The 23369-nt window shown below is 52.6% G+C and carries 13 protein-coding genes; 11 read left to right on the top strand and 2 right to left on the bottom strand.

Features of this window, described 5'->3' with window-relative positions; genetic code table 11:
• Window positions 1-91: 91 nt before the first annotated feature.
• The 7 genes from ACFOTD_RS23200 (at window position 92) to ACFOTD_RS23170 (ending at window position 14582) form a co-directional block, all read left to right on the top strand.
• Entirely contained in the window at window positions 92-1879 is a 1788-nt protein-coding gene (locus ACFOTD_RS23200) for a cache domain-containing sensor histidine kinase (RefSeq protein ID WP_378122314.1), read from the top strand.
• Window positions 1880-1947: 68 nt separating this feature from the next.
• On the top strand, window positions 1948-3555 hold the full coding sequence (locus ACFOTD_RS23195) for a response regulator (protein WP_378122313.1): 1608 nt from the start codon (window positions 1948-1950) through the stop codon (window positions 3553-3555).
• Window positions 3556-4062: 507 nt separating this feature from the next.
• Window positions 4063-5442 carry an ABC transporter substrate-binding protein gene (locus tag ACFOTD_RS23190; protein ID WP_378122312.1) on the top strand — a complete coding sequence of 460 codons (1380 nt, stop codon included), beginning with the start codon at window positions 4063-4065 and terminating at the stop codon, window positions 5440-5442.
• A gap of 73 nt (window positions 5443-5515) precedes the next feature.
• Window positions 5516-6400, top strand: coding sequence for a carbohydrate ABC transporter permease (locus ACFOTD_RS23185; RefSeq protein WP_378122311.1), 885 nt, complete (start codon window positions 5516-5518; stop codon window positions 6398-6400).
• Window positions 6401-6492: 92 nt separating this feature from the next.
• Window positions 6493-7230, top strand: coding sequence for a carbohydrate ABC transporter permease (locus ACFOTD_RS23180; RefSeq protein ID WP_378122310.1), 738 nt, complete (start codon window positions 6493-6495; stop codon window positions 7228-7230).
• 457 nt (window positions 7231-7687) lie between these two features.
• Window positions 7688-13507 carry a X2-like carbohydrate binding domain-containing protein gene (locus tag ACFOTD_RS23175; protein ID WP_378122309.1) on the top strand — a complete coding sequence of 1940 codons (5820 nt, stop codon included), beginning with the start codon at window positions 7688-7690 and terminating at the stop codon, window positions 13505-13507.
• Window positions 13508-13580: 73 nt separating this feature from the next.
• Entirely contained in the window at window positions 13581-14582 is a 1002-nt protein-coding gene (locus tag ACFOTD_RS23170; protein ID WP_378122308.1) for an S-layer homology domain-containing protein, read from the top strand.
• Between the two features lie 125 nt (window positions 14583-14707).
• On the opposite strand, the gene ACFOTD_RS23165 is transcribed toward ACFOTD_RS23170, so the two are convergent.
• Window positions 14708-15466 (bottom strand): response regulator transcription factor, encoded by a 759-nt coding sequence (locus ACFOTD_RS23165; protein WP_378122307.1) that lies wholly within the window; start codon window positions 15464-15466, stop codon window positions 14708-14710.
• 14 nt (window positions 15467-15480) lie between these two features.
• Window positions 15481-17328, bottom strand: coding sequence for a sensor histidine kinase (locus tag ACFOTD_RS23160; protein WP_378122306.1), 1848 nt, complete (start codon window positions 17326-17328; stop codon window positions 15481-15483).
• 215 nt (window positions 17329-17543) lie between these two features.
• Here ACFOTD_RS23160 and ACFOTD_RS23155 point away from each other — a divergent pair, with 215 nt between their 5' ends.
• The 4 genes from ACFOTD_RS23155 (at window position 17544) to ACFOTD_RS23140 (ending at window position 23179) form a co-directional block, all read left to right on the top strand.
• Window positions 17544-18911 (top strand): ABC transporter substrate-binding protein, encoded by a 1368-nt coding sequence (locus ACFOTD_RS23155; protein WP_378122305.1) that lies wholly within the window; start codon window positions 17544-17546, stop codon window positions 18909-18911.
• A 93-nt stretch (window positions 18912-19004) separates the two neighbouring features.
• A complete protein-coding gene (locus ACFOTD_RS23150; RefSeq protein WP_378122304.1) occupies window positions 19005-19874 on the top strand; it encodes a carbohydrate ABC transporter permease in 870 nt (289 codons plus the stop codon).
• A 1-nt stretch (window position 19875) separates the two neighbouring features.
• Window positions 19876-20697 (top strand): carbohydrate ABC transporter permease, encoded by an 822-nt coding sequence (locus tag ACFOTD_RS23145; RefSeq protein ID WP_378122303.1) that lies wholly within the window; start codon window positions 19876-19878, stop codon window positions 20695-20697.
• Window positions 20698-20740: 43 nt separating this feature from the next.
• A complete protein-coding gene (locus ACFOTD_RS23140; protein ID WP_378122302.1) occupies window positions 20741-23179 on the top strand; it encodes a glycoside hydrolase family 31 protein in 2439 nt (812 codons plus the stop codon).
• Window positions 23180-23369: the final 190 nt, after the last annotated feature.

The raw sequence follows: 23369 nt of genomic DNA, 5'->3' as shown, positions 1-23369 counted from the left end.
TGGAAAATTCAAGTTGACAGGCCGCGCCGATCTGCTGATACTTTAGAATATACCGCTTGCTTATCTTTCGAAGAAAGGAAGCTATTCAAAAGTGAAAGGGCTTACAAAATATGTGGGCGGCATATCCATCCATAATAAGATTTTTATTGCGAACCTGCTGATCATCGTGTTTTTTATATCGAGCCAATCGATCGTCACCAACAACATCTCGCAGAAAGCCATCATCGAGAAGGCTGTCAACGATTCCTCGCGGGAACTTGTGCTGATCAGGAATAACCTGCAAACGCTATTATCGACGATCGAAGACTATTCCAAAATTTTGGCCAGCGATTATCGCTTGCAAAACGTGCTTTATAACGACTTGCTGTTGAATAACGATTCCTATGCGCACAAGCCAGTGGCAGGACTCAGCAACCTTTCCATGAATAAAATTCTCTCCGAAACGATCAGCAACATCGTGGAGCCGAACACGAAAATCAAAGCAGTAAGCATTCTGACCGCCAATCGTCAATGGGTGGACGTGGGCTTTGCCGATAATGAATACGCCTCCCGCCTGTTCGGCGACGGGGACGAGCGCGCGGATCGTTTCTACTTGCCCGTCTGGACCGGTCTGATCCGCTTCAAATTCAGGTACGAGGGAGAAGACAACGTATTTGCGGTATCCAAGACGGTCGTTCACAAAGATACGGGAAAAACGATCGGACGCGTTTTTTTGTACGTCAAAGAAGACGTCATCACTTCGATCTATGAGGAGGGAAAAAACCATAAGGGCGGACAGTTTTACATCCTAGACGCAGAGGGCAGCATCATTTCCGCCAAAAACAAAGATTTGCTGTACCGTAAATTCGACGAAGCGTTCTCCATCTCCATTCCCGACTTCGGACAAAAAGACGTCAGCTTTACGCAAACCAGCGGCAGCAAGCGGATGCTCGTATCCACGCAGCGCTTCACACCGCTCCAATGGACGATCGTAAGCACGATTCCGATCGACGAGATCACGCTGGAACGCAAGAAAATCAACCAGTTGATCATTGGGATCGGCGCCGTATGTTTGCTGCTCGCATTGATCGTTTCCTTTTTGCTGTCCCGTTCGATTACGCGTCCCATTTTTCGCCTTGCCAAGACGATGCGAGAGATTCGGACGGGCAAGATGCAGGTCAGAAGCGCGTACCAATCCAGAGACGAGATCGGGTATTTAAGCGACGGGTTCAACAATTTAATGGATCGCATTGAAGCGCTGATGGCCGAGAACACGGAGAAGCAGAAAACGAAGGCCGAGATCGAATTTAAATTGCTGCAATCCCAGATCAAGCCGCATTTTTTTTACAATACGGTCGAAACCATCATCTCGCTCATCAAGCTGAACATGGGGAGAGAAGCGATAACGGCAGCGCAATACATGGCGGAATTTTATAAAGTTTCGCTAAGCAACGGGAACGATATTATTTCGATCAAAGACGAGATGCGTTTAACGGCAAGCTACCTGGAAATTCAGCAGCTGCGTTACGTGGAATATATGGCGTATACGATGGAGATCGACGACGAGATCATGACCTATTCCATTCCGAAGCTGACCTTGCAACCTCTCGTGGAAAATGCGATCTATCACGGACTGAAGATGAAAAGCGAAAAAGGATTTGTGCGTATCGGGGGGCGGCGAGTGGGCGAAGACGTGCACATCGAAATTTTCGACAACGGGGTCGGCATGCGCGAAGATCAAATCCAGGCGATGATGACCAAGGAAAGAAGCGGATTCGGATTCAGGAGCGTAGCCGACCGGATCCGCATGCTGTACGGAGACCGATACGGGCCGAAAGTGGAAAGCGAGTATGGCGCCTTCACGAAGATAACGATCGTATTGCCTCTGAGACGTCTATAGCGCGTTGCGCGAACCGTTAAGCTAACGTTACGACTACCCGCTCCGGGCGGGGAACAGGAGGATCGGTCATGTATAAGGTGCTTATCGTAGACGACGAGTATTACTTCAGGCAAGCCTTGAAAATATCGCTTCCATGGACGGACCTGGGCTTTCAGATTGCCGGGGAAGCGAAAAACGGGGCGGAAGCGCTGGCACTCCTGCCCGAGTTACAGCCCGATGTCGTGCTGGTCGATATGAATATGCCGATCATGGACGGCATCGAATTTATCCAAAAAGCGAAGCAGCGGGATCAGGATACGAAATTTATGGTGCTGTCGGGACACAGCGAATTTGTCTATGCCAGGCAAGCCGTACATCTGGGCGTGTTCGATTACGCGCTGAAGCCGATTAACGAGGGTGAGCTCAGGGGCTCCCTGCTGGGCATGAAGGAACAGATTCGAACGGAGCGCATGGGCCGGATGGAGCTTGAGGATCTGAGGAAGCAAGCGAGAGACAGCTTGCCTGTCTTAAAAGAGCAGGTGCTGAACGGTTTGCTCCAGGGGAACGGCCAGGCGGCAGCGGCGGCGTCCGGTCAGGAGCGGTTGGCATCCCTCGGAATCGAGCTGAAGGGGCCCTATTATGCGGCGGTCGCGATCGATCTGGACCCTTGCGACGATTGGAATCGCGAAGAGGACCCGCTGGCGCGCAAGGCTGCCGTTCAGGCGATCGCGCAGCGCGAGATGGAGAGCGCATACCCGTGTGCCGTCTGCCGCGATTATGAGGACCGTCTCGTCCTCGTCGTCGGATCGCCGGACGGCTCGTCCGACGCACTGGAAGCCATGTGCAGAACGATTCGCGACAAGGTTCGCGAGCTGCCGTGCTCGGCCACGATCGGGATCGGGGGCGCCTGCCGATCGTTGGCTGCGATCTCGGGTTCTTACAAGGAAGCGCTGCTTGCCTTGAAGCGCAGGTTTGTAATGGGGGGCGACGAAGTATTCGCGTATGCCGCAGCGCCGGAGACCGGCATGAACGTCAGTTTGTTACCGGTGGAAAAAAGGAGCGGTTTGCTGATGGGCATGCGCGTCGGCAACCCGTCCGAGACGGAAGCGTGGCTTGTGGATTTTTTCGGGCATGTCCGCGCCAAGCAGGCCTCGATCGAAATGCTGCTGCTCGCCGGCATGGAGATCGTATCGACTTGCGCGGAGTTTCTGGCCGAAGCGTCGCAAAGTTTCGAGGACGTGTTCGGGCAGGAATCGCAGCCCGATATGCTTCAGCGCGTGCAGCAGATGAAAACCTTGAACGAGCTGGAAGGCTGGATTCGTGCCTTGATATTAAAAGTAATGAACCATGTGCATCGCCGCAAACCGAATCGTTCCGCCAAAGTCATCGAGGAAGTTAAAGCGTACATTGCGAGTCACTATGGGAATGAAGAGCTGAGAATCGAAGATATCGCCAAAAGCGTACATATGAATTACAACCATCTCTGCTTTGTGTTCAAAAAGGAAACGACGGTCACCATTAACGACTATCTGACCGAAACGCGGATCATGAAAGCAAAGGAACTGTTCGACCGGGGGGATACGGTCATCCAGGTCGTAGCCGCGCGGGTGGGATACGCGGATGCCAATTATTTCGGGAAGTGTTTCAAAAAGTATATGGGAATTCCCCCGAGCAAGTATATCAACAAGATGGGTTAAAGCTCGTTCGAACGAAACGGGATGAAGCAGGCCGACGCCGCGCTTCATCCCGTTTTCGTTTTGGCAGTAGGCACCCCACTGGTCGCCGATTGTTGCGCTGGTTCGCGGCACTGGGGGTTGGGCGAAGAGGCGCTGTACGACGCCACATGGCGGGATAGTGGCGCCGGTCGGGCGAAGAGGCGCTGTACGACGTCACATGGCGGGATAGTGGCGCCGGCCGGGGCGAAGAGGCGCTGTACGACGCCACATGGCGGGACAGTGGCGCCGGTCGGGGCGAAGAGGCGCTGTACGACGCCACATGGCGGGACAGTGGCGCCGGCCGGGGCGAACCGTGGCGATCAGGCTGAAGGTTGCGACAGTTTCATTTTTTGCCGTTAATTTTACTTCCGGGCCGAGAATAATCTCTGTACTAAAATTGGGAAGATTCGTAAGATGAATTCAAGGTTGATATCGCTTTCAAAGACGCGTCAACTTTAAGAAGAGGTCGATACGCAGGGGAGGCAAACGATGAAAAACAATTCAATGGCAAAGGCTGCGATCCTTATGGCGGGCGCTTTGCTGGTACTGTCGGCATGCAGCGGCAAAAATGAAAACAACAACAGCAAGCCGTCCGACAGCCCGTCGGTCGCGGCGGGGAGTTCGGAAGCAGCCACGGAAACCGCCAAGGAAAGCGCGGGGACGGACGGCAAAAAGATCAAAATGAGGGTCATTACCATTACGACCGACGAGAATCGCAACAACATCATGGATAAGTATATTAAGCCGAAGATTGCGGAAGCGCTGCCGAATCTGGAGGTCGAATTCGAGCCCGGCGGCGGCGGCGAGGATATGGCGAACAAATTAAAAACGCTAAACGCGTCGGAGGATATGCCGGACGTTTTCTGGAACGACGCAGGCTACTTCACGCCGCTGAAGAGCACGGGCAGCATTATGGACCTCACCTCCTACATCTCCAATGACGGCTTCCTGAGCAAGTATGCGGTGCCGGATGCGCTGAAGCATGTCGATGGCAAGATTTACAGCCTTTCTTCGGGGGCGGACACGTACTTTACGCCGGTGATCTTCTACCATAAAGATATGTTCGAGCAAGCCGGGGTCAAGGCGCCCGCTACGTTCGACGAGTTCCTCCAAATCTCGAAGACGCTCAAGGGCAAAGGCATGGTGCCGGCGGTTACGCCCGGCAAGGACGGATGGGGAGTGAAGCTCTTCATGCTGCAGCAGATGATCCAGATCGGCGATCCGCAGGCGATGGCGGACCTCGTGAGCAACAAAACGAACTTCGACAACCCATCCGTCCAGGAGGGAGCGGCCCGAATCGAGAAGATGGTCAAGGAAGGCGTGTTCCCGGACGGCATCGCCAACCTGGATTACGGACCGGCGATGGAGATGTTCACTTCCAAGAAGGCGGCGATGCTCATGATGTTCACTTGGGAGCTGCCGAACCTCGCCAAGGACGAGACGGTCGACTTCTTCCCGTTCCCGGCCGCGAGCGACAAATACGACCCGACGAAGAACGTGCAGTTCTGGGGCTCCCCGCTTAACGGCTACGCGGTCAGCGGTAAGACGAAGCATCCGGAAGAAGCGGTCAAGCTGGCCGAATTCCTCGCCATGGCGGACGCGCTTTACTTCGAGACGACCGGAGCGCCGATCGCCCTGCAGACGGGCAACACGCCCGCGGACAAGAGCCCGCTGATGCAGAAGTTCGTGGACTGGTACAATCCGATCCCGAACAAGATCGCTTCGATGGCCCTGAATTCGCTGGATGCGCGTACTTCGGCAGAGATATCCACGGAAGGCGCTAACCTGCTGACGGGCGAATATGCCGCCCCGGATTTCAACAAAGCGATGAACAAGATCTGGAGCGAGAACACGTGGTTTGACAATTAACGGACCGGCAACAGCTAATCCCCCTCGGCGAGCCCGCGGGGGGTTAGACATAAATTAAACGGTGGAGAGCGCTATGAACAAGTATTTCAGCACCAAGTTATCCATATTCGTGTTTACCGCGCCGGCCTTGCTGTTGTTTACTGTATTCTGCGTATACCCGCTGCTTCCGGAGATTTGGATGAGTTTGCACAACCATGACGGCTTTCGCAATCTGGGTTTTGTCGGATTGGATAACTACAGGGAAGTGCTGTCGACGCCTTCCTTTTGGACCGCTCACAAAAACACATATCTTATCGTAGCCATATCGTTGCTGCTGGGGCTGCCCCTTTCCATGATGCTCTCGCTTTTTATGGACGTGCAAACGCCAAGGCTTCGCCGCTTTTTTAAGACGGCGGCCATGTTTCCCGCGATCCTGTCGGTTACGGTCGTGGCCCAGATTTGGCTTGCGTTCTATGAGCCGAACTGGGGACTGTTCAATAGCATCCTTCATTCCATCGGACTAAGCGACTGGACGCACTCGTGGCTGACGGAAAAGAAAACGGTCATGCCGAGCATCGGGCTGTCGTTCCTGTGGCAATATATCGGACTGAATGCCATCCTGTTCTATACGGGAATCAAGACGATTCCCAAAGACTATTACGAAGCGGCCTTGCTCGACGGCGCCAGCTTTGCGCAGGTGTGCCTGAAGATCACGATCCCCCTGCTGCAAAACGTCATCAAGTACGTATTGATCCTTTCAACGCTAGGCTCGATGGCCTTCTACTCGCATGTGCGCGTCATGACGGCCGGAGGACCCGGGGATACCTCGAGAACCGTCATCTACCAGATGTACTATACGGCGTTCGACACTTCCCAGTTCGGCAAAGGGACCGCCATTGCCGTGCTCTTCATTATTCAATGTCTCGTGATCTCGTTCGTCATCCAGCGGTTTGTGGCGAGAGGGAAGCTGGAGTTCTAAGCTAGGGAGTGATTTTTCTGAAAGTGTTGAGTCGCGTATTTTGGGTGGTCGTCGGCTGCACGTTTTTGTTTCCCCTGTATTGGATGGTAACGATGGCCTTAAAGTCGAAGAACGAAGCTTACGCCAATCCCTTCGGCATTCCGACCTCTTGGGACTGGCTGAACTTTGGCGAAGCCTTGTCCAAATATCATTTTTATACTTACTTCCAGAACAGCCTAATCTATACCGCAGGGACGATCTTGCTCACGCTGACGACCGGCAGCATGCTGGCCTATTGCCTCAGCCGGATGCAGTGGAGATTCAACTCGGCGGCGCTGTTCTATGTATCGTTAGGGCTGATCGTGCCGATCGAAGTCGTCGTCATCCCTTTGTTTCAGCTGATCAAGACGCTTCATATTAAAAATAGCTATCTCGGTCTCATCCTGCCGTATTCGGGATTCGCGATCGCGTCCTGCGTACTCATGCTGTATGCGTTCCTGCGCTCGTTGCCGAAGGAGCTGGAGGAAGCGTCATGCATCGACGGAGCCAACGTGTACCAGACCTTTTTCAAAATTATATTTCCGATCGTCATGCCGGCGCTCATGACCCAATGCGTGCTCATCTTCATCCGCATATGGAACGAGTTTCCGCTCGCATTCATCATTGCTTCCAAGGACCAGTTCCGTCCGCTCACCGTCGGCTTGCTTAGTTACTTCGTTAACGTAGGGGTTGCGGATTGGGGACTGATCGGCGCCAGCATGCTGCTGTCCAGCCTGCCGATGATCATCGTATATCTGATCGGCAACGAAAAGATCGAAAACGCTTTGACGGCGGGGGCTATACTTAAGTAATGAAGCCATGAGAGGTACAAGAGACACCGCCCAGGTGTCTTTTTTTGCGTCCGAACCGTATCCCGTCCATCATCCCGAAAATATTCCTTATGCACGAACAATCGTCTCTGGGATTATGAGCGGATGCTAAGTATCATTGTTGGTGGCGCTTCCAATGGTGGTGAGGCGCGGATCGCTCAAACGCTGTATAGCAGCGCACAACTAGATAACATCAAGCTGAACGATAGAAGGACGGAGGGGAGACGGTTGTAGGGATTCTAAATTTATACGGTCTAATTCCTGTCGCGTCAATTGAAAAACGCACGGTTCCCGAATGCATCCACGACGAAATAGATGTCTGCCCTCGGAAAAATACTGCAAGTAAACGCACAAGCATCTGCATGGAGATCAAAGTAGGGTTCAACTATAATAAGTGAGAAATTTGAAAGCGCTTTTATTCATCATTTCCAAGGAGGTTATGAAAGTGAGAAAAAGAGTATTAATTTGGAGCATGACTTTGGCGATGCTATTTTCCATGCTTCCATTTTCAGGGAAGGTGGTCGCTGCTGGTGGCAATTCACCCGGTGCCACTATCTATGTTGCTACAACCGGCAACGATAACACAGGGGACGGAACACAATTAAAGCCGTACAAAACGATTGCCAAAGCAAAAGCAGTCGTAAGGACGCTGCCCAAGACCGGCGGCGATATCGTCGTTCAAATCGCAGATGGATTTTATTCGCTTGATGACACCCTGGTTTTTAACAAGGACGATTCTGGAAGCGCAGCCAGTACGATTCGCTATGAGGCGGCGCCAGGTGCGAAGCCGGTAATCAGCGGCGGCGATATGCTGGAAAAAGGCGTATGGACAGAAGCTGTCGGCCTTACTCAGACTGGCGGCTTGAAAGCGTATAAAACGACGCTGAACCGTAGCGACAAGCTGCGAGCAATCTATGTCAACGATAAGCGCGCCAACATGACGGTGAGCCCGCAGGTCGCTTCGGGAAACAGAACCGTCACCGGCACGCCCACGGTCAGCTTTAACGGTACCGATAATCCTTGGGCGTGGCAGAACGGGAGCAACATCCGGGCGGCTATCGTATTCGATGCCAGCGTAGGTCTGACGACGGAAACGAAAAATCCGCAAAACATCGAAGCCGAAAGCGTTGGCGGCTCCACCGCCAGATGGGCGCGGCCTTTTGTTACCTTCGCTTCGATCGAACAAGCTCCGGCAGCCAGCAACAAGCCGGGCGGCGTCATGCTTCGTTTTCAGATGCCGTATGCGGCGATTTCACAGTCTTTGAGCAATAACACGCAATACAATCCAGGCAACAATCAAGTCATCCGCAATGCGTTCGAATTTTTAAACAAACGCGGAGATTTCTATTTCGATCAAGCGGAAAGCACGCTTTATTACATCCCGCTAGAGGGCGAGGATATCAATACCGCCGACGTAATCATTCCAAGGCTTGAGACGGTCGTCGATATCAAGGGGACCCCTGTAGGAGATCGGTTGAACCCTGTTGCAGGCTCGGATAACGGGCGTGTCAAGAACATCACCTTCGACGGGCTGACGTTTGCCCATACCGACTACAAACTGACTGAATTGACGGGCACCTATACTTATAGCGACGGATCGGGTCCGGTAACGACCAGTTCCCGCGGCTTCGCGTCCGTTCAGGGCGCGATCGTGAACACCGCTTACTTCCCGAGCAGCATTAACTGGCATGAGACATTCTACCGGAGTTATGACATACCGCCGGCTGCTGTAAGGATCAACGCGGCAAGGAATATCAAAGTGCTGAACGGCGAGATCGGACTTGCCGGATTTATCGGCATCCATGTGGAAAACGATGCCAAGGATATCGAAATTACCGGCAACTATATCGTAGATACGCTCGCTTCCGGTATTGTCATCGGACATCCGCAGCATATCTATGAAAACGATCAGGCGGGCTTGCATGAATCCAGCGCCTCAGCCTCCGGCACGCCAATCAAGAATTGGGCTGGCGTCGACAAGGAAAAATTCGCGGCGGGTACGGAAGCCGTGCCGGAAAATATTTATATTACAAATAACTTTTTGTACCACACTTGCTATGGATTCCCGGGCGCCAACGCACTGGCTTCTTTTTACACCACGAACATGCAGGTGCTGCACAACTACATTTACGACACCACCTACGGCGCTATGAGCATCGGCTGGGGCTGGGACGAGTATGACGGGTTCGGCTTTACCGCCCAGGGCACCAACAAGACCGGCGGCCCTTACCACGGTACGAGTGAAACGAGTCTGGCAAGGTCCAAAGATATCTCTACGACCTCAAGAAACAACAAAATCAACTACAACCGGATAGAGGAAATTTGCACGGTCGTTAATGACTCCGGCGCGATTTACTCTCTGGGACGTCAGGGCGATCCGGGTACTTTGCCGGGCGGAGGAACATGGGATACCGTCAACAACTTGACAAATGCCGCTGTCACCGACCCTGCGAATAACTGGAATCCTGACAACTGGACGAATTTCACGGAGATGAACTACAACTTCCTTAATCCGAATCCGACGGATAAACCGACGTCCTCCAACAACTGGACGAACGGGTTCCATCCCGACGAAGGCAGCACGTTCATCAAGTTTATTGGCAACGTCGTGCAGTCCAAGCTCTCCTATGCTCCGGGACAAAGCCGTCTGTATGAGTTCAACAACTGGAAGCGTAAAAGCGATATGTATTCTGTCGGCGGTTATGTGGACGGGGATAACAACCAGAACGGCGCTCCCCGGATTACGCTTGACAATTACAAAAGCGTAGACCGCATCTGGCCGGTTGAAGGCAATGATATCGTTTTGAATTCGGGTCTTGCAAACGAATACACGGATATGATTCCGAACAGCCTCATTGCCGATACCGAGTTTGAACTGGCCTCCAACGTTATTCTGGGCAAAGGCGATAGGCTGAACCGCAGAGGTCTGCTGAAAGCTGAAGATACGGTTTGGCTCGCGCCTGCGAACACGACTGTCTTCAATGAAAGCGCTGCGCAGAAAAAAGCTGCCGGCAACGCGAAGACAATCAACGCTCCGACTGCTGCGGGAGCATACAAACTATATATCGTGTATGGAGACGGCACCCCGACGGCCACTTCCAAGTATACGGTATACGTCGACGCAAGCGCGTCAACGGCCAATGTCGACGAGGGGCAAAATTACGAAGTTTCGGCGGTACAGCCTCTTAAACTGACGTTGAATGGCAGCGGCAACACCTTTACGCTTAACGGCAACCCCGTGACGAGCGGGTACCAAATCGCCACCGAAGGAAGCTGGACTTTGGTAGTCAGCACGCCGACGGTGCCGAATTCCCAAACCATCAACTTTACGACCACCGTATCGGAGGCCAACAGACTGCTCCCGGCCGAGGTGTCGGTAGCTCCAGGCGGGAAAGTCAGGTTTGCGTACGATTTGGACGACGCCTCAAAACAGATCTGGATATCCTCGTCGAGTGACGGAAACTTTGTTGAAAGCAACAAAGAAACAAAGGCCTCCGGCAACATGATCGAGATGACAGCGCCTCTGCTGCCCGGTCCATACATTATTTATGTACGGTCAAGTGAAGGCGATGTACTCAGCCAGTCGCATGCTCGTATTGTGGTGCGCGATCTGACGCCTGTCGATATTCCTCGAAACGGTCTTGACTTATGGCTCAAAGCCGATGAAGGCGTGGAAAAAGACAGCAACGGAAACGTGACCGGATGGTCAAATATGGGAAGCGTCCCGGCGAAGCTTGCCCCGGCAAACGTCCCCGGCAGCGGCGGCGATAATCTTGGAATACCAACCGGTAATCCCACGCTGAAGAACGATGTATACGACTATGTAGATTTCGGCGCGATGTCAAGGCCGCTTAAAGCTGCCGGCTTTAAAGATTATAACGGCAAAACGCAGATGACGATCTACGCGCTGGCTAAACCGACAGCCACGGCCAACAACTCCAGCGATCAAAGCGGCCTTGTGTATTTCGGTTTGAACGAGGCTTACCAAACCTGGGCTGCCAACAGCGGCTGGAGCGGTATCAATCTGGGTCTGGGAACAGACAGAGTTAACATCCGCTTTGGTAATACGGACGGTAGCGTATCGGGCGGCGGGCAGCAAATTGCAACCTCTGCCACTAACGGTCTGGTCAGCGTTCGGGCACAGCTGAACGGAAACAATCGATCCGTTTTTGTTAACAACAGCGTCATAGGCACCCCTGGAACCAATGCTAAGGGCCTTTTGGGGAACAGCTCGGATCTGGGCGTAGGCTACACGATGTCGGCTGCAACTCCCTACCGCTTCCAGGGCCGAGTCTTGCAGATTCTCATCTACGACAGAGTGCTGACTGCAGACGAAGTCACGAAAATAGAAACCTATTTTAACGAGGTCAAAGCCGGCCGCGGCGGACCTGCGAATCCAGTTGTCGCATCGGTCGACAAAACGCTCCTGACCGGGTTGATTGCGGACGTCGATGGCTTGGACAGCACGATTTACACAAGCGATTCATGGAACACTTTCGCAACCGCATTAAGCGAAGCCAATAGTGCCGTCTCCAATAGCGGGATCGAGCAGCAAGCGGCGGACAATTCGTATTACGCGCTGCGCAACGCATTCAAAGCGCTTGTGGCGACCGGCACGATTGAGCCGACCGCGGCTAGCTTTGACAAGAATGTCGCCAATCAGGCGAACGTGACGACCGTTATGACACTGAACGGGAACAGCCTGAGCAGCATCGCGAGCGGCAGCACGACCTTACAGCTTGGCGTCGACTACGCCGTTTCGGGCAATACGGTTACGATTAACAAGTCGTATCTGGGTACGCTGGCGGTGGGAACCGCTACGCTGAAGTTCAATTTCAGCGGGGGGGCAACGAAGGAACTCGTCATCACGATCGCCGATACGACGGTTAATGTGCCGTCGACGCTGAAAGCGGCCTTGACGGGACCGTCGTCCGTGCGGGTATCCCAATCCTTTGAAGCGAAGATTGCGCTTGAAGGGGTCCAAGAGAACTACAATTCCGCGAGCCTCGTCGTTCATTACGATCCAGCGAAGCTGGAATTTGCGACAGTGCTCAATTCGGACAACGAACTTATTCTCGACGAAGGCGCGGCGGAATCTCTCGCACCGGGAGTTTCCATCATCGGAACCGGCGTTATCCCGGAACAAGGCTTGATTATGATTATGCTGACCAGTACTTCGGGACATGTGCCGACAGGCACGGCCGACTTGCTGAAATTGAATGCCAAAGCGAAGGTGAACGCATCCTTCGGCGCGACAACCGTTACTTTATCGGAATTTGTCGTAGCCAATGCCGATGGTTCCGCAAATGTAGACGCTGCTGATGCGATTCTGTCGATCCAGGTCAAGCTGGCTGATACGACCGCGCTCCTGGCAGCGATCCAATCGGCGCAAGATCTGCACGATTTGGCCGTCGAAGGCGATGCTCAAGGACAATATCCTGCAGGCTCGAAAGCCGTCCTCAACACGGCGATCAATGCGGCGAGAGCGATTGCGAACCAGGACGCTTCGACGCAAACGGATGTCGATAACGCGCTGGCGGGCTTGAATACCGCCGTTCAGACCTTCGTCCAAGGTGTTGTCGGCATTAACAAATCGGTACTCAATACCGCTATTACGAGCGCAGAACAACTGTACAACGGAGCCTCGATCGGTACGTCTCCGGGACAATATCCGATCAATGCGGCGTCGGCGCTAAGCGGCGCGATCGCAGCGGCTAACGCGGTCCGCAACAGTACGTCCGTTACGCAAAATCAAGTTGACGAGGCAGTTGCGGCATTGAATGCTGCGGTCAGCACATTCCAAAACAGTGTCATTTCTCAGCCTCCGTTAGTTAACAAGTCGGCGCTGAGCGAAGCGATCATTGCAGCGGAAAGCAAGCTGGGCCGCGCTGTGGAAGGCCAAAAGATCGGACAATATCCGAATAGTGCGATCAGCGCGTTCAATATGGCCGTACAAACGGCTAAGACGGTATTTGGCCAATCAGCGGCGACGCAATCCCAGGTAGATGCCGCGGTAACGGCTCTCGCGAGCGCTCAGACGACCTTCGCAGGGCAGGTGGTTACGCTTGTCCCCGGACAATCCGCAGTTACCATTCGCGACTTGTCGATTATCGCCAAATACTTCAATGTGGATCATACGGATCCGAACTGGAGTCAGGTCGAGAAAGCCGACTTGTTCAACAATGGCAAGATCACCATCGTAGAGCTGGCAGCTGTAGCCCGGATGATTATAGGCGATTGGCTGAAGGAACATCACTAATCAGATATAGTCCACATGCCCAATTCACAATTGGGCATGTGGACTTGCTAAAGAAAGGTAGGTCATCTTGCAAATGATGCGGAAATGGTGTTTTAGCGCGCTGATCTTGACAATCCTGTTGGTCGCCTGGAGCATTCCTGCTTCAGCAGAAAGCAACCCTACGTTTGGATTAAAAAGGATCGATGTCGACGGAAACGTTCAAGTGACCGTTCAAGCCGACGGTCTGAAGGACATGTACGCTTTTGACATGATAGTGACGTATAATTCGGACCGATTGTCTTTCGTTTCCGGTTCCACGAAGCTCGATGGCTTCACCGTTCAACCGATCGTCAAAGGGAGTACAATTGAATTCGCATATACGAAGGTAGGCAGCGTGCCGGGCTTTGACGGCAAGGCAGATCTGGTCACGTTTGAATTCAAGCGCGTGAAAAGCGGCGCTGCCGCACTGTCGCTAAGCGAGATCAAACTTGTGGATTCTGAATTGACGCTTCACAAATTGCAAGCTGTCGCAAGCGTCAACCTTTCGGACGAAAAGGTGAATTTTGCGGATATCAAAGGACACTGGGCCGAAGCTTCTATTCTTCAAGCTACGGAGCTTGGCATTGTAAACGGCTATGAAGACGGTACTTTTCGACCGAACCGTACCGTGACCAGAGAAGAATTTGCCGTTCTGCTTGCCAAAGCGCTCAAGCTGGCGGGCGAAGGCGAAGATCTTGTATTCGCGGACTTAAATGCATTGAGCGTATGGGCCAAACCATCGGTCTCGCTCGCTGTAAAAGCGGGAATTATTAACGGCTATTCAGACGGGACTTTCCGTCCAAAAGCCGAAATCACCCGAACGGAAATGGCGAAGATGATCGCCAAGGCGCTCAAGTTGTCAGATGCGGCGGATACGAATGCCGTCTTTGCGGATGACTCTATGATTCCGGCATGGGGCAAAGGGGCGGTATACGCTCTCAAAAATCTGGGAATCATCGGCGGCAAAGGCGCCAACCGATTCGACGCGAACGGGAAAACGACCCGGGCTGAAGCGGTAACGATCCTGCTGCGGATGCTGGAACAGCAGGGGCAATAACCTTGGGCCGACCTGGGAGCGTTATCGATCGCACTTTGTAATTGAAGCTATTGAACATAAGCAGCCCTGGTCCGGAGAAACATCGGACCAGGGCTGCTTATCGCTGTTGCAAGCAGATATGCCGGTCATGGCAATCGGCTTTTGTATTCGGTCGGCGTCATGCCGGTAGACTGCTTGAAAATTCGGCTGAAGTAGTACGGATCCGGATATCCGACTGCTTCGCCAATTTCTTTAATAGAAAGCCCCTTTTTCAATGACAGCAGTTGTTTGGCTTCGTTCATCCTTAACGACATGATGTATTTGGAGGGGGCTTCGCCGGTATACTTCAAAAAGATTTTGCTTAAGTGGGATGCATTTACGTTGAACTGACGGGCGATGTCCTCTAAGCTAAGCTCGAGCGAATAGTTGTTTTTAATAAAATCCGCCACGGTCTTAACGATCTCTTCGGCGGTATACTGACGTCCCGTGAGCAGGCTTGGCGACTTCAGAGCAGCCCTTTCGCTCTCGATCGTCATTTTCAACATGGACAGCAAATTCTCTAGTTCCCGTATCTTCACCGGTTTGAGCAAGTAATCGATGACGTTCATTTTCAAGGCCTGTTGAGCATATTCGAATTCGCTGTAGCCGCTGATGACGATCTTCTTCACTGCAGGATAATCCCGCTCTACTGCCCGAATCAAGCCGATGCCGTCCAGTACAGGCATGTGAATATCCGTGAACAGTAGATCGGGTACTCGCTCGCTCTTCATAAAGCGAAGGACGCTCTCGCCGTCGCTGGCGGACAGAACGACCTGAAATAAATCGTCCGTTCTTTGAATTTGATTGACGAGCGTGCGAAGCAGCAAAGGCTCGTCTTCCGCTACGATGACATAAATCGGGTTCAAAGGTTTCTCCACCTTTACTTCGAGTGTAAAGGACCGCCAATCGTAACGACAGCCCCTCGGTCCGGCAAGTTGCGAATTTGGAAATACATTTGGTTTCCATATTGCAGGTTCAATCGGATGTAAATATTGAGCAGTCCCATGCCGTGCAACTTCAGCGCGGGGAGCACCTGACTCCGCTCCATTTCCTCCACCTGCGCATAAAACCTCGTTAATTCTTGATCGTTGAAGCCGGGGCCGTTATCCGTGACTTCGATCAGCCAGCGCCGATCGGCAACGGTGCCGCGAATCGATATTTCCCAAGGCGGGCTCGTTTTGGTGCCGTACTTGATCGCATTCTCGACCAACGGTTGAATGATGATCTTGGGAATCTGGATCGATTGAATCGAAGTGGGCAGTACGATCGAGCAAGCCAGCATGTCTCCGTAGCGAAGCTTCATGCAATTTAAGTACATTTCGGTGTAGTTAATCTCGGTCTGTATATCGACCAAGGAGGATTCATCGGCTGAGATATATCTCATCATGTCGGATAGATTGTCGCACAGGGCGATGATTTGTTCATTCAATTGCTCGTAGGCCATGGCGCTAATCGTGGCCAGTGAATTATACAGAAAATGCGGGTTCATTTGCGATTGCAGCGCTGTCATTTTAGCTTGCATCTCATGTGTTCGAGAAAGGAGCAGTTGATCAAAAGATTCTTTGAGCCTGCCGTTCATTTTGACGAACGATGCATTCAATCGGTCCCATTCGTTCAGTCCGCTGTTGAGTTCGGCCGTGGTACCGGTTACGAGGGATTCCAGACTGATGGATTTGATCGTCTTGTTGAGCGAGCTTAAAGGACGAGTGATTCTCTTGGAGGCGACGAACGATAATACGATGAGAAAAATCAAGAGAATGAGCGTAGCCAAAATGGCGATTTTAGTAAATCTATTGAGAGGCGAAAGCAAGTTTTTGTTCGAGATCATGACTGCGATATTCCAGTTCGTCAGATCGGAATGCTTAATGGTGAGCAGGTCTTTATCGCTGGTTAGAGAGTTTGAAATGAATGTAGGCTGGCCTGCAATCAAGCTGTCGGGCGGCAGGCGTAGAATCTGATCGACGATCTGCTTGTCTTGTTCCGTGTATTCGTATGGATAGACGATTTCGCCTTCATTCGTATAGATAAGAACTTGTTCAAGCGAAGGATTTTCCTTGGTTTGCCTGATGACGCCGCTGAACACTTTGCTGTAGCTCTGCCTCACCTCTACGATGCCCTTCGGCGCATTAAATTTGTCGGAAAAATGACGAAGCAGGGAAACGGATACATTATTTTTCAAGCCAAGGACACCGTCGCCAGTCTTGGACAGGGTGATGACTTTCGTTCGTTTGTCTCTCTCCACGGCCGTGTACCAAGGCTGGTTTGCGACATCGGACTTTTTCTGGCTGTTGTCAAAGCCGACCCCGATCGAGATGCCGGAGAATAAATGCAAATATACTTGCTGGACCGGATAAGAAGGGCCGACAAGGGCCACAAGAATATCGTAAAGGGCGGTGTCCGTTTTATTGTAACGGCTGCCGCTTTGCTCCGAAGAGAGCGGATTCAAATTATCGGTGCCGGGCGTCTCATAGGCCGAGATTCGGTCTGTAATGAGGTTGGAGTACAAGATGCTCACCGAGACGGAGTCCAGCTTCTGGATCTCCAGGTCCAACTGCGTCTGAAGCGTCGACGATAACTCGGATATGGAATTAAAAGCTTGGGTTTTCAGTAAGCCGGAGGACCAGGCATAAAAAAGCGCAAACAGGATCGCGATGCCGATGACGATGATCGACGAGTAGGTAAGAAATAAGATCGAACGAATAGAACGAGGCTTGCGGATCAGCTTCATCAGATCTCCCATTCCTGTCGAATTCGTTGATTTTCCCATTCCCGTCGAATTCGTTTTTTTCATTCTCATCTGTATCCGGTGGCTTGTCAACCCTCGGAAAAAATGTACAAACAAACGCACAAACTTCTGCATGGAGAGGGTGGGAGCGCTTCATTTATAATGAGAAAGCAATCGATTGAATGCGTTTACAAATCAGATTCAAAAGGGGAATAGGCATGAAAAAAACAATGAGTCTTTTTCTGTTGACTGGACTGGCAGGAGGGCTGCTGAGCGGCTGCGGCAATTCTGGCGGAAATGCTTCGCCGCAAGCGTCAGGTTCGTCCGCGAGCGCCACGAGCCAGGCGAGCGAGGCGGCCAGCACCACGCCAGCGAAGAAAAACATAACGTTGTCATACCTGGCGAGCCAGGATTGGATCAAGGACCCGGAAATGAAGCTGGCCGAAAAGTTCGAGGAGCAGACAGGTATCCATATCGATTACCAGATCGTACCGTCGGATCAATACAGCAACGTGCTCAAGGCGAAGCTGGCCTCGGGCGAAGCGCCCGACATTTTCGGCGGGCAGAGCGGCAAGTTCGATCTGGGTCCGCTATACGACGTAGAGAACAACGCGGTCGACCTGTCGAACGAGGAATGGGTTAAAAGGGAAGACCCGCTCTTTATCGAGCAATCGTCCTGGAAATCCAAGGTCTATGCGCTCACCGTCTGGGACCCCAGCTCGAGCTGGATTATGGTGTACAACAAACCGATATTCGCTGAGCTCGGTCTGAGCGTTCCGAAAAGCTACGAGGAGTTCCTCAAAGCGTGCGAAGCGATCAAAGCTTCCGGCGTAACGCCGATTTACGAGCCCGTATCGGACGGCTGGCATCACACGCTCTGGTTTCCCGAGATCGGCGTACGATACGAGGAGCTCGACGCGGGACTAGCCGACAAGCTGATCAGCAACAGCGAGAAATTCGAAAATGCTGCCGTACTCGAGCAGTCGCTCACTCAATTTAGCGAATTGGTACAAAAGGGGTATTTCGGCGAATACGCATTCTCCAATACGTACGCTGACACGGAAAAGAACATGGCCGGCGGCAAATACGCCATGACGCTCTACAATATCGGACTTCCCGCTCAGATCGAGCAAGCGGTTCCGGGCAGCAAGGCTTCCGATTACGGCTTCTTCCCGATTCCGCTCATGGACAATCAGGATCTGAACGTCAATCCCGCCGCTCCAAGCAAGTTCATCTCCACCAGCTCCAAGCATGTTGAAGAAGCCAAGCAATACTTTGCATTTCTGACGGAGCAAGAAAATCTGCAGTACCTGCTCGATAACGAACCCAAGTTCACGACACTGAACTTCAAGGATATCACCCCCAAGTTCAACGATGAGCAAAAAGCGTTCTTCGATACGTACGGCAAGACGACCGGAACGGTCTATCAAACCGCAATCAATTATGTAAATCCGCAATGGATGGATATCGGCAAGGATATGGCGGCTATGATGAACAAACAAATGACGCCGAAGGATATCCTGAAAAACATCGACAAGCGGAGAGATCAGCAGGCGAAGACGGCCGGCGATTCGAACTGGAAGTAAGAACGAAGCGGCACGAAACAGGCGGGGGCTCGACGGCGGAAGCCGGGATCGGCCCCTTTCTGCTTAAGGCCGCTCAAGAACGGGGACTGACTCATGACCAGACGAATGTATCCATTTTATTTTATTGCGATCGCCTTGGCGTTCTACGTCGTGTTTACCGTCGTTCCCAGCTTGATGGGCATTTATTTGTCGTTTACGGATTGGAACAGCTACGTCAAAACGATCCACTTCATAGGACTGGATAATTACAGCACGATCTTCTCATCCGACGAGAACTACATGCATGGCATTCGGAATACGGTGGTCTTCACGGTGGCCACGATCGTCCTCAAGACGATCATCGGATTGCTGCTTGCCCTGATGGTGAACAAAGGAATCCGGCTAAAGAGCTTTCATCGCGTCATCCTTTTTATGCCCTCTGTGATTCCGATGCTCGTAGTCGGCATCATTTTCAAATCGATCTATGATCCGCAATACGGACTGATTAACGAGACACTGAGGGCGGTAGGATTGTCGTCATGGACGCAGCATTGGCTGACGGACATTCAATGGGCGTTCAAATCCGTTATCGCGGTCGACGTCTGGAAAGGCGCGGGCTATATCATGGTCATCCTGCTGGCCGGCCTGCAGGCGATCTCCCACTCTTATTACGAAGCAGCGGATATCGACGGAGCCGGTGTCTGGAAAAAACTCCGTTATATTACCCTTCCTTTGCTGATGCCTTCCTTGACCGTGACGACAGTGCTCAATCTGTTGTACGGCCTGAAAATATTCGATACGGTGTACGTCCTCACAAACGGAGGTCCCGGTTATGCGACCGACGTAGTCTATACGCAGGTATTCAGTCAGTTTTCTCTCGGAAGCTATGGCGTCGGCACGGCATTAATCACCGTTCTGTTTGTCATTATGACGATACTGGGCTTCTTTGCCATCAAGCTTATGTCAAGAGAGGAACAAGGCTGATATGAAAAACAAAAAGCTGCAAGCTGTGATCGCGAATACCGCGATAGGCGTGGTTAGCTTGATTGCGATCATTCCTATCTTGCTCATAGTCATCAATGCGTTCAAAACGGGGGCCGAATCCAGTTCCATGGGCTTTGCGCTTCCCAAAACGTTTCACTTCGACAATTTCTCGACGGTTATCGAAAAGGGCAAGCTGGGCCACTCGTTTCTGAACAGCTTCGCTTATTCGGGTATCTCTGCCCTCTTCTGTATCCTCTTTTCGTCGATGGCTGCCTTCGCACTCTCTCGGAACAGATCGCGTCTCAATCGGCTGCTTTACTTCTTCCTGATTTTAGGTATCGCGTTGCCGCTCAATTACTTTACCTTGATTGACGTTATGAAATGGACGGAATTGATGAATACCAGGGCCGGAATCATCGTTCTGTACATGGTTACGCAGATTCCGTTCAGCGTTTTTATCCTGTTCGGATTTATCGGGGGCGTGCCGAAGGAGCTGGACGAAGCGGGCGTGATCGACGGATGCGGACCGATTCGGCTCTATTTCTCCGTTATTTTCCCGGTGCTTCAGCCTGCTGCGGTTACGGTGTTCATTCTCGCGTTTCTCAACACTTGGAACGAATTTCTTCTCCCGCTTTATTATTTGAACAGTGCCCAAAAATGGCCGATGACGCTCGCAGTCTATAATTTCTTCGGACAGTTCCAGCAATCATGGAACCTGGTCAGCGCGGACATCATATTGACCATCCTGCCGGTTCTAATCGTGTACTTGTTAGGCCAACGGTTTATTATCGCGGGGATGACGAGCGGATCGGTCAAAGGCTAGAATAGCGCAGCCAAAAAGAGGGTCGCGAGCACAGGAGGATACGATGAAGATACTAAAATATGAAGCGCAGCCAGGCGGACTGGTTCTGGAGACGTCGGAAGGCAGGATGAAACTCACGCCATATTCGAGCCGGACCATCCGCATTCAATATACAATGGAGACGGCATTCGGCGGCCAAGAGAGCATCATGATTATTCGTGGTCCGGATCCAGACCTATCATATACGACCAAGGAAGAAAGCTATCATCTGATCTTCAGTACCGCGGACATCACGATTCGAATCGACAAGCAGACCGGCGCCTTCGCCTACTTTGACGCGAATGGAATCTTGTTCGTGCAAGAACCGTCCCGCGGAGGCAAGACGCTCGTTCCGATCGAAGTTGTCAAAGCCGTATTCGACGACAATGTCAAACTTGAAACCGGACAGGGTGCCGACGGATTGAGAGTCCGCGCGGATCATATCCGGAGAGAAGTCGACCGCAAAGCCTATCAAACGAGGCTTGAGTTCGACTGGGCGGACGGGGAAGCATTGTACGGACTGGGCTCGCATGAAGAAGGCATGTTCAACCTGCGCGGGCAGCACCAATATCTGTATCAGCAAAATATGAAAGCCGTCGTTCCCGTGCTGGTGTCGACAGGCGGCTATGGCATCGTCGTGGACAGTTATTCCTTGATGAAGTTCCACGACGACGCGTTCGGTTCTTATCTATCCACCGATGTGGACGCGGAGATGGACTACTACTTCGTCTCCGGATCCGAGTTGGACGACGTCGTTCAAGGCATCCGTCATCTCACGGGCAAGGCGCCGATGCTTCCGAAGTGGGCTTACGGATACGTGCAATCCAAGGAGCGTTATACGTCCCAGGACGAGTTGATCGAGACGGTACGCGAGTATCGTGCGCGCGGGCTGCCGCTCGATTGCATCGTCCTGGACTGGAAGTCTTGGACCGGCGAGCTGTGGGGGCAGAAGACGCTGGATCCGGAGCGCTTCCCCGATCCGACGAAAATGATGGACGAGCTGCACCGGATGAACGTTCGCCTGATGGTGTCCATCTGGCCGATCATGAACCCGGACAGCGACAATCATAAGGAAATGGCCCGGCAGAATGGATTATTGGCCAATCAGGCGACATACGACGCGTTTCAGGAAAAGGCGCGGGAATTGTACTGGAATCAGGCGAACGAGGGATTATTCGTCCACGGTATCGACGCCTGGTGGTGCGATTGTACGGAGCCGTTCGAAGCGGACTGGAAGGGAGCGGTCAAGCCCGAGCCGGAGGAACGGATGCTCATTAATACGGCCGAGGCCAAGTTGTATATCGATCCGCAATGGATCAACGCCTACTCCTTGCTCCACTCCCGCGGCATCTACGAAGGGCAGCGCAGGACAAGCGAGCGCAAGCGGGTTGTTAATTTGACCCGGTCCGCTTTTGCTGGCCAGCACCGGTACGGGACGATCACCTGGTCGGGCGATATTTCCGCCAACTGGGACACCTTGCGCAAGCAAATCCCGGACGGACTCAATTTCTGCGCTACGGGCTCTCCATACTGGACATTGGACATCGGCGGGTTTTTCGTCCGCAACAAGCCTGACCAATGGTTCTGGAGCGGAGACTACGATGAAGGCATTGACGATCTGGGTTACCGCGAATTGTACGTACGGTGGTTCCAGTATGGCACGTTCCTGCCCATGTTCCGTTCGCACGGCACGGATACACCGCGCGAGATCTGGCGATTTGGTGAGCCGGGGGAGCCATTCTACGAAGCGCTGGCTTCGTTCCTGTCTCTTCGTTACCGCTTGTTGCCGTATATTTATTCTCTTGCCTTCCGTATCTATAAGGATGATTATACTTTGATGCGTGCACTGCCGTTCGATTTCAGGCACGATCCTCGTACCTACGATATCGGCGACCAGTACATGTTCGGTCCGGCTTTGCTGGTCAATCCTGTCACGGAGCCGATGTATTACGGCAGCGGATCGAAGCCGATCGATGGCCGGAGCAAAGCGAGAAGTGTCTACCTGCCGAATGGCAGTCTGTGGTACGACTTCTGGGATGGTCGGGCATACGAGGGAGGCCAGGTCATCGAAGCCGAGGCGCCGCTGGCACGGATCCCGCTGTATGTCCGAGCCGGTTCTATTCTGCCTATGGGGGGCGAGATACGGCATACCGAAGACGTATCGTCCGACAGCCGGTTAATTGTTCGCATCTACGCCGGACAGAGCGGTTCATTCGAACTCTACGAGGACGATGGCGACAGCTACGACTATGAAAAGGGTCACTATGCAAATACCCTTCTTCAGTGGGACGAAGCGCGCCGGACGTTTACCATAGGAGAGAGAAGGGGCACGCATTGCGGTCCAATAACCGACCGCGAAATTGTCGTCCAGTTGTTCGAGCCGTCTGTTCGGTCAGGGTCTCCTTCTGAGCCCGTCGTTCAATCGATCCGATATACGGGTATCGCAGCAGAAGTGGTTTTTTGAGCGTAACCGGTGTTCCGTCGTCCAGTTTTCTAGATGCTGCACTTGTTCAAGAAACGACCTTTCGGGGTCGTTTTTTCGATTGTGGCAAGCCCAGTTTGGTCGTCATCTTTAAGGTGAATGTCCCGAACGTGGGGCTGGCGACCGCTGGCCGAAGCCAATCGCAAGGGTCTGCCGAAACGCAGATTCCGAA

The organism is Cohnella sp. GCM10012308 (genome assembly GCF_042649185.1).
Classification (GTDB): Bacteria; Bacillota; Bacilli; order Paenibacillales; family Paenibacillaceae; genus Cohnella.
Note: the sequence above shows the minus strand (reverse complement) of the source record. Positions and strands in the feature narration are given on the sequence as shown.

Bases quoted from the DNA above. Each gene is read 5' to 3' on its own strand.
- ACFOTD_RS23170 (WP_378122308.1), top strand. From the start codon at position 13,581: ATGATGCGGAAATGGTGTTTTAGCGCGCTGATCTTGACAATCCTGTTG.
- ACFOTD_RS23190 (WP_378122312.1), top strand. From the start codon at position 4,063: ATGAAAAACAATTCAATGGCAAAGGCTGCGATCCTTATGGCGGGCGCT.
- ACFOTD_RS23185 (WP_378122311.1), top strand. From the start codon at position 5,516: ATGAACAAGTATTTCAGCACCAAGTTATCCATATTCGTGTTTACCGCG.
- ACFOTD_RS23155 (WP_378122305.1), top strand. From the start codon at position 17,544: ATGAAAAAAACAATGAGTCTTTTTCTGTTGACTGGACTGGCAGGAGGG.
- ACFOTD_RS23175 (WP_378122309.1), top strand. From the start codon at position 7,688: ATGAAAGTGAGAAAAAGAGTATTAATTTGGAGCATGACTTTGGCGATG.
- ACFOTD_RS23195 (WP_378122313.1), top strand. From the start codon at position 1,948: ATGTATAAGGTGCTTATCGTAGACGACGAGTATTACTTCAGGCAAGCC.
- ACFOTD_RS23145 (WP_378122303.1), top strand. From the start codon at position 19,876: ATGAAAAACAAAAAGCTGCAAGCTGTGATCGCGAATACCGCGATAGGC.
- ACFOTD_RS23180 (WP_378122310.1), top strand. From the start codon at position 6,493: ATGGCCTTAAAGTCGAAGAACGAAGCTTACGCCAATCCCTTCGGCATT.
- ACFOTD_RS23150 (WP_378122304.1), top strand. From the start codon at position 19,005: ATGACCAGACGAATGTATCCATTTTATTTTATTGCGATCGCCTTGGCG.
- ACFOTD_RS23160 (WP_378122306.1), bottom strand. From the start codon at position 17,328: ATGAAGCTGATCCGCAAGCCTCGTTCTATTCGTTCGATCTTATTTCTT.
- ACFOTD_RS23140 (WP_378122302.1), top strand. From the start codon at position 20,741: ATGAAGATACTAAAATATGAAGCGCAGCCAGGCGGACTGGTTCTGGAG.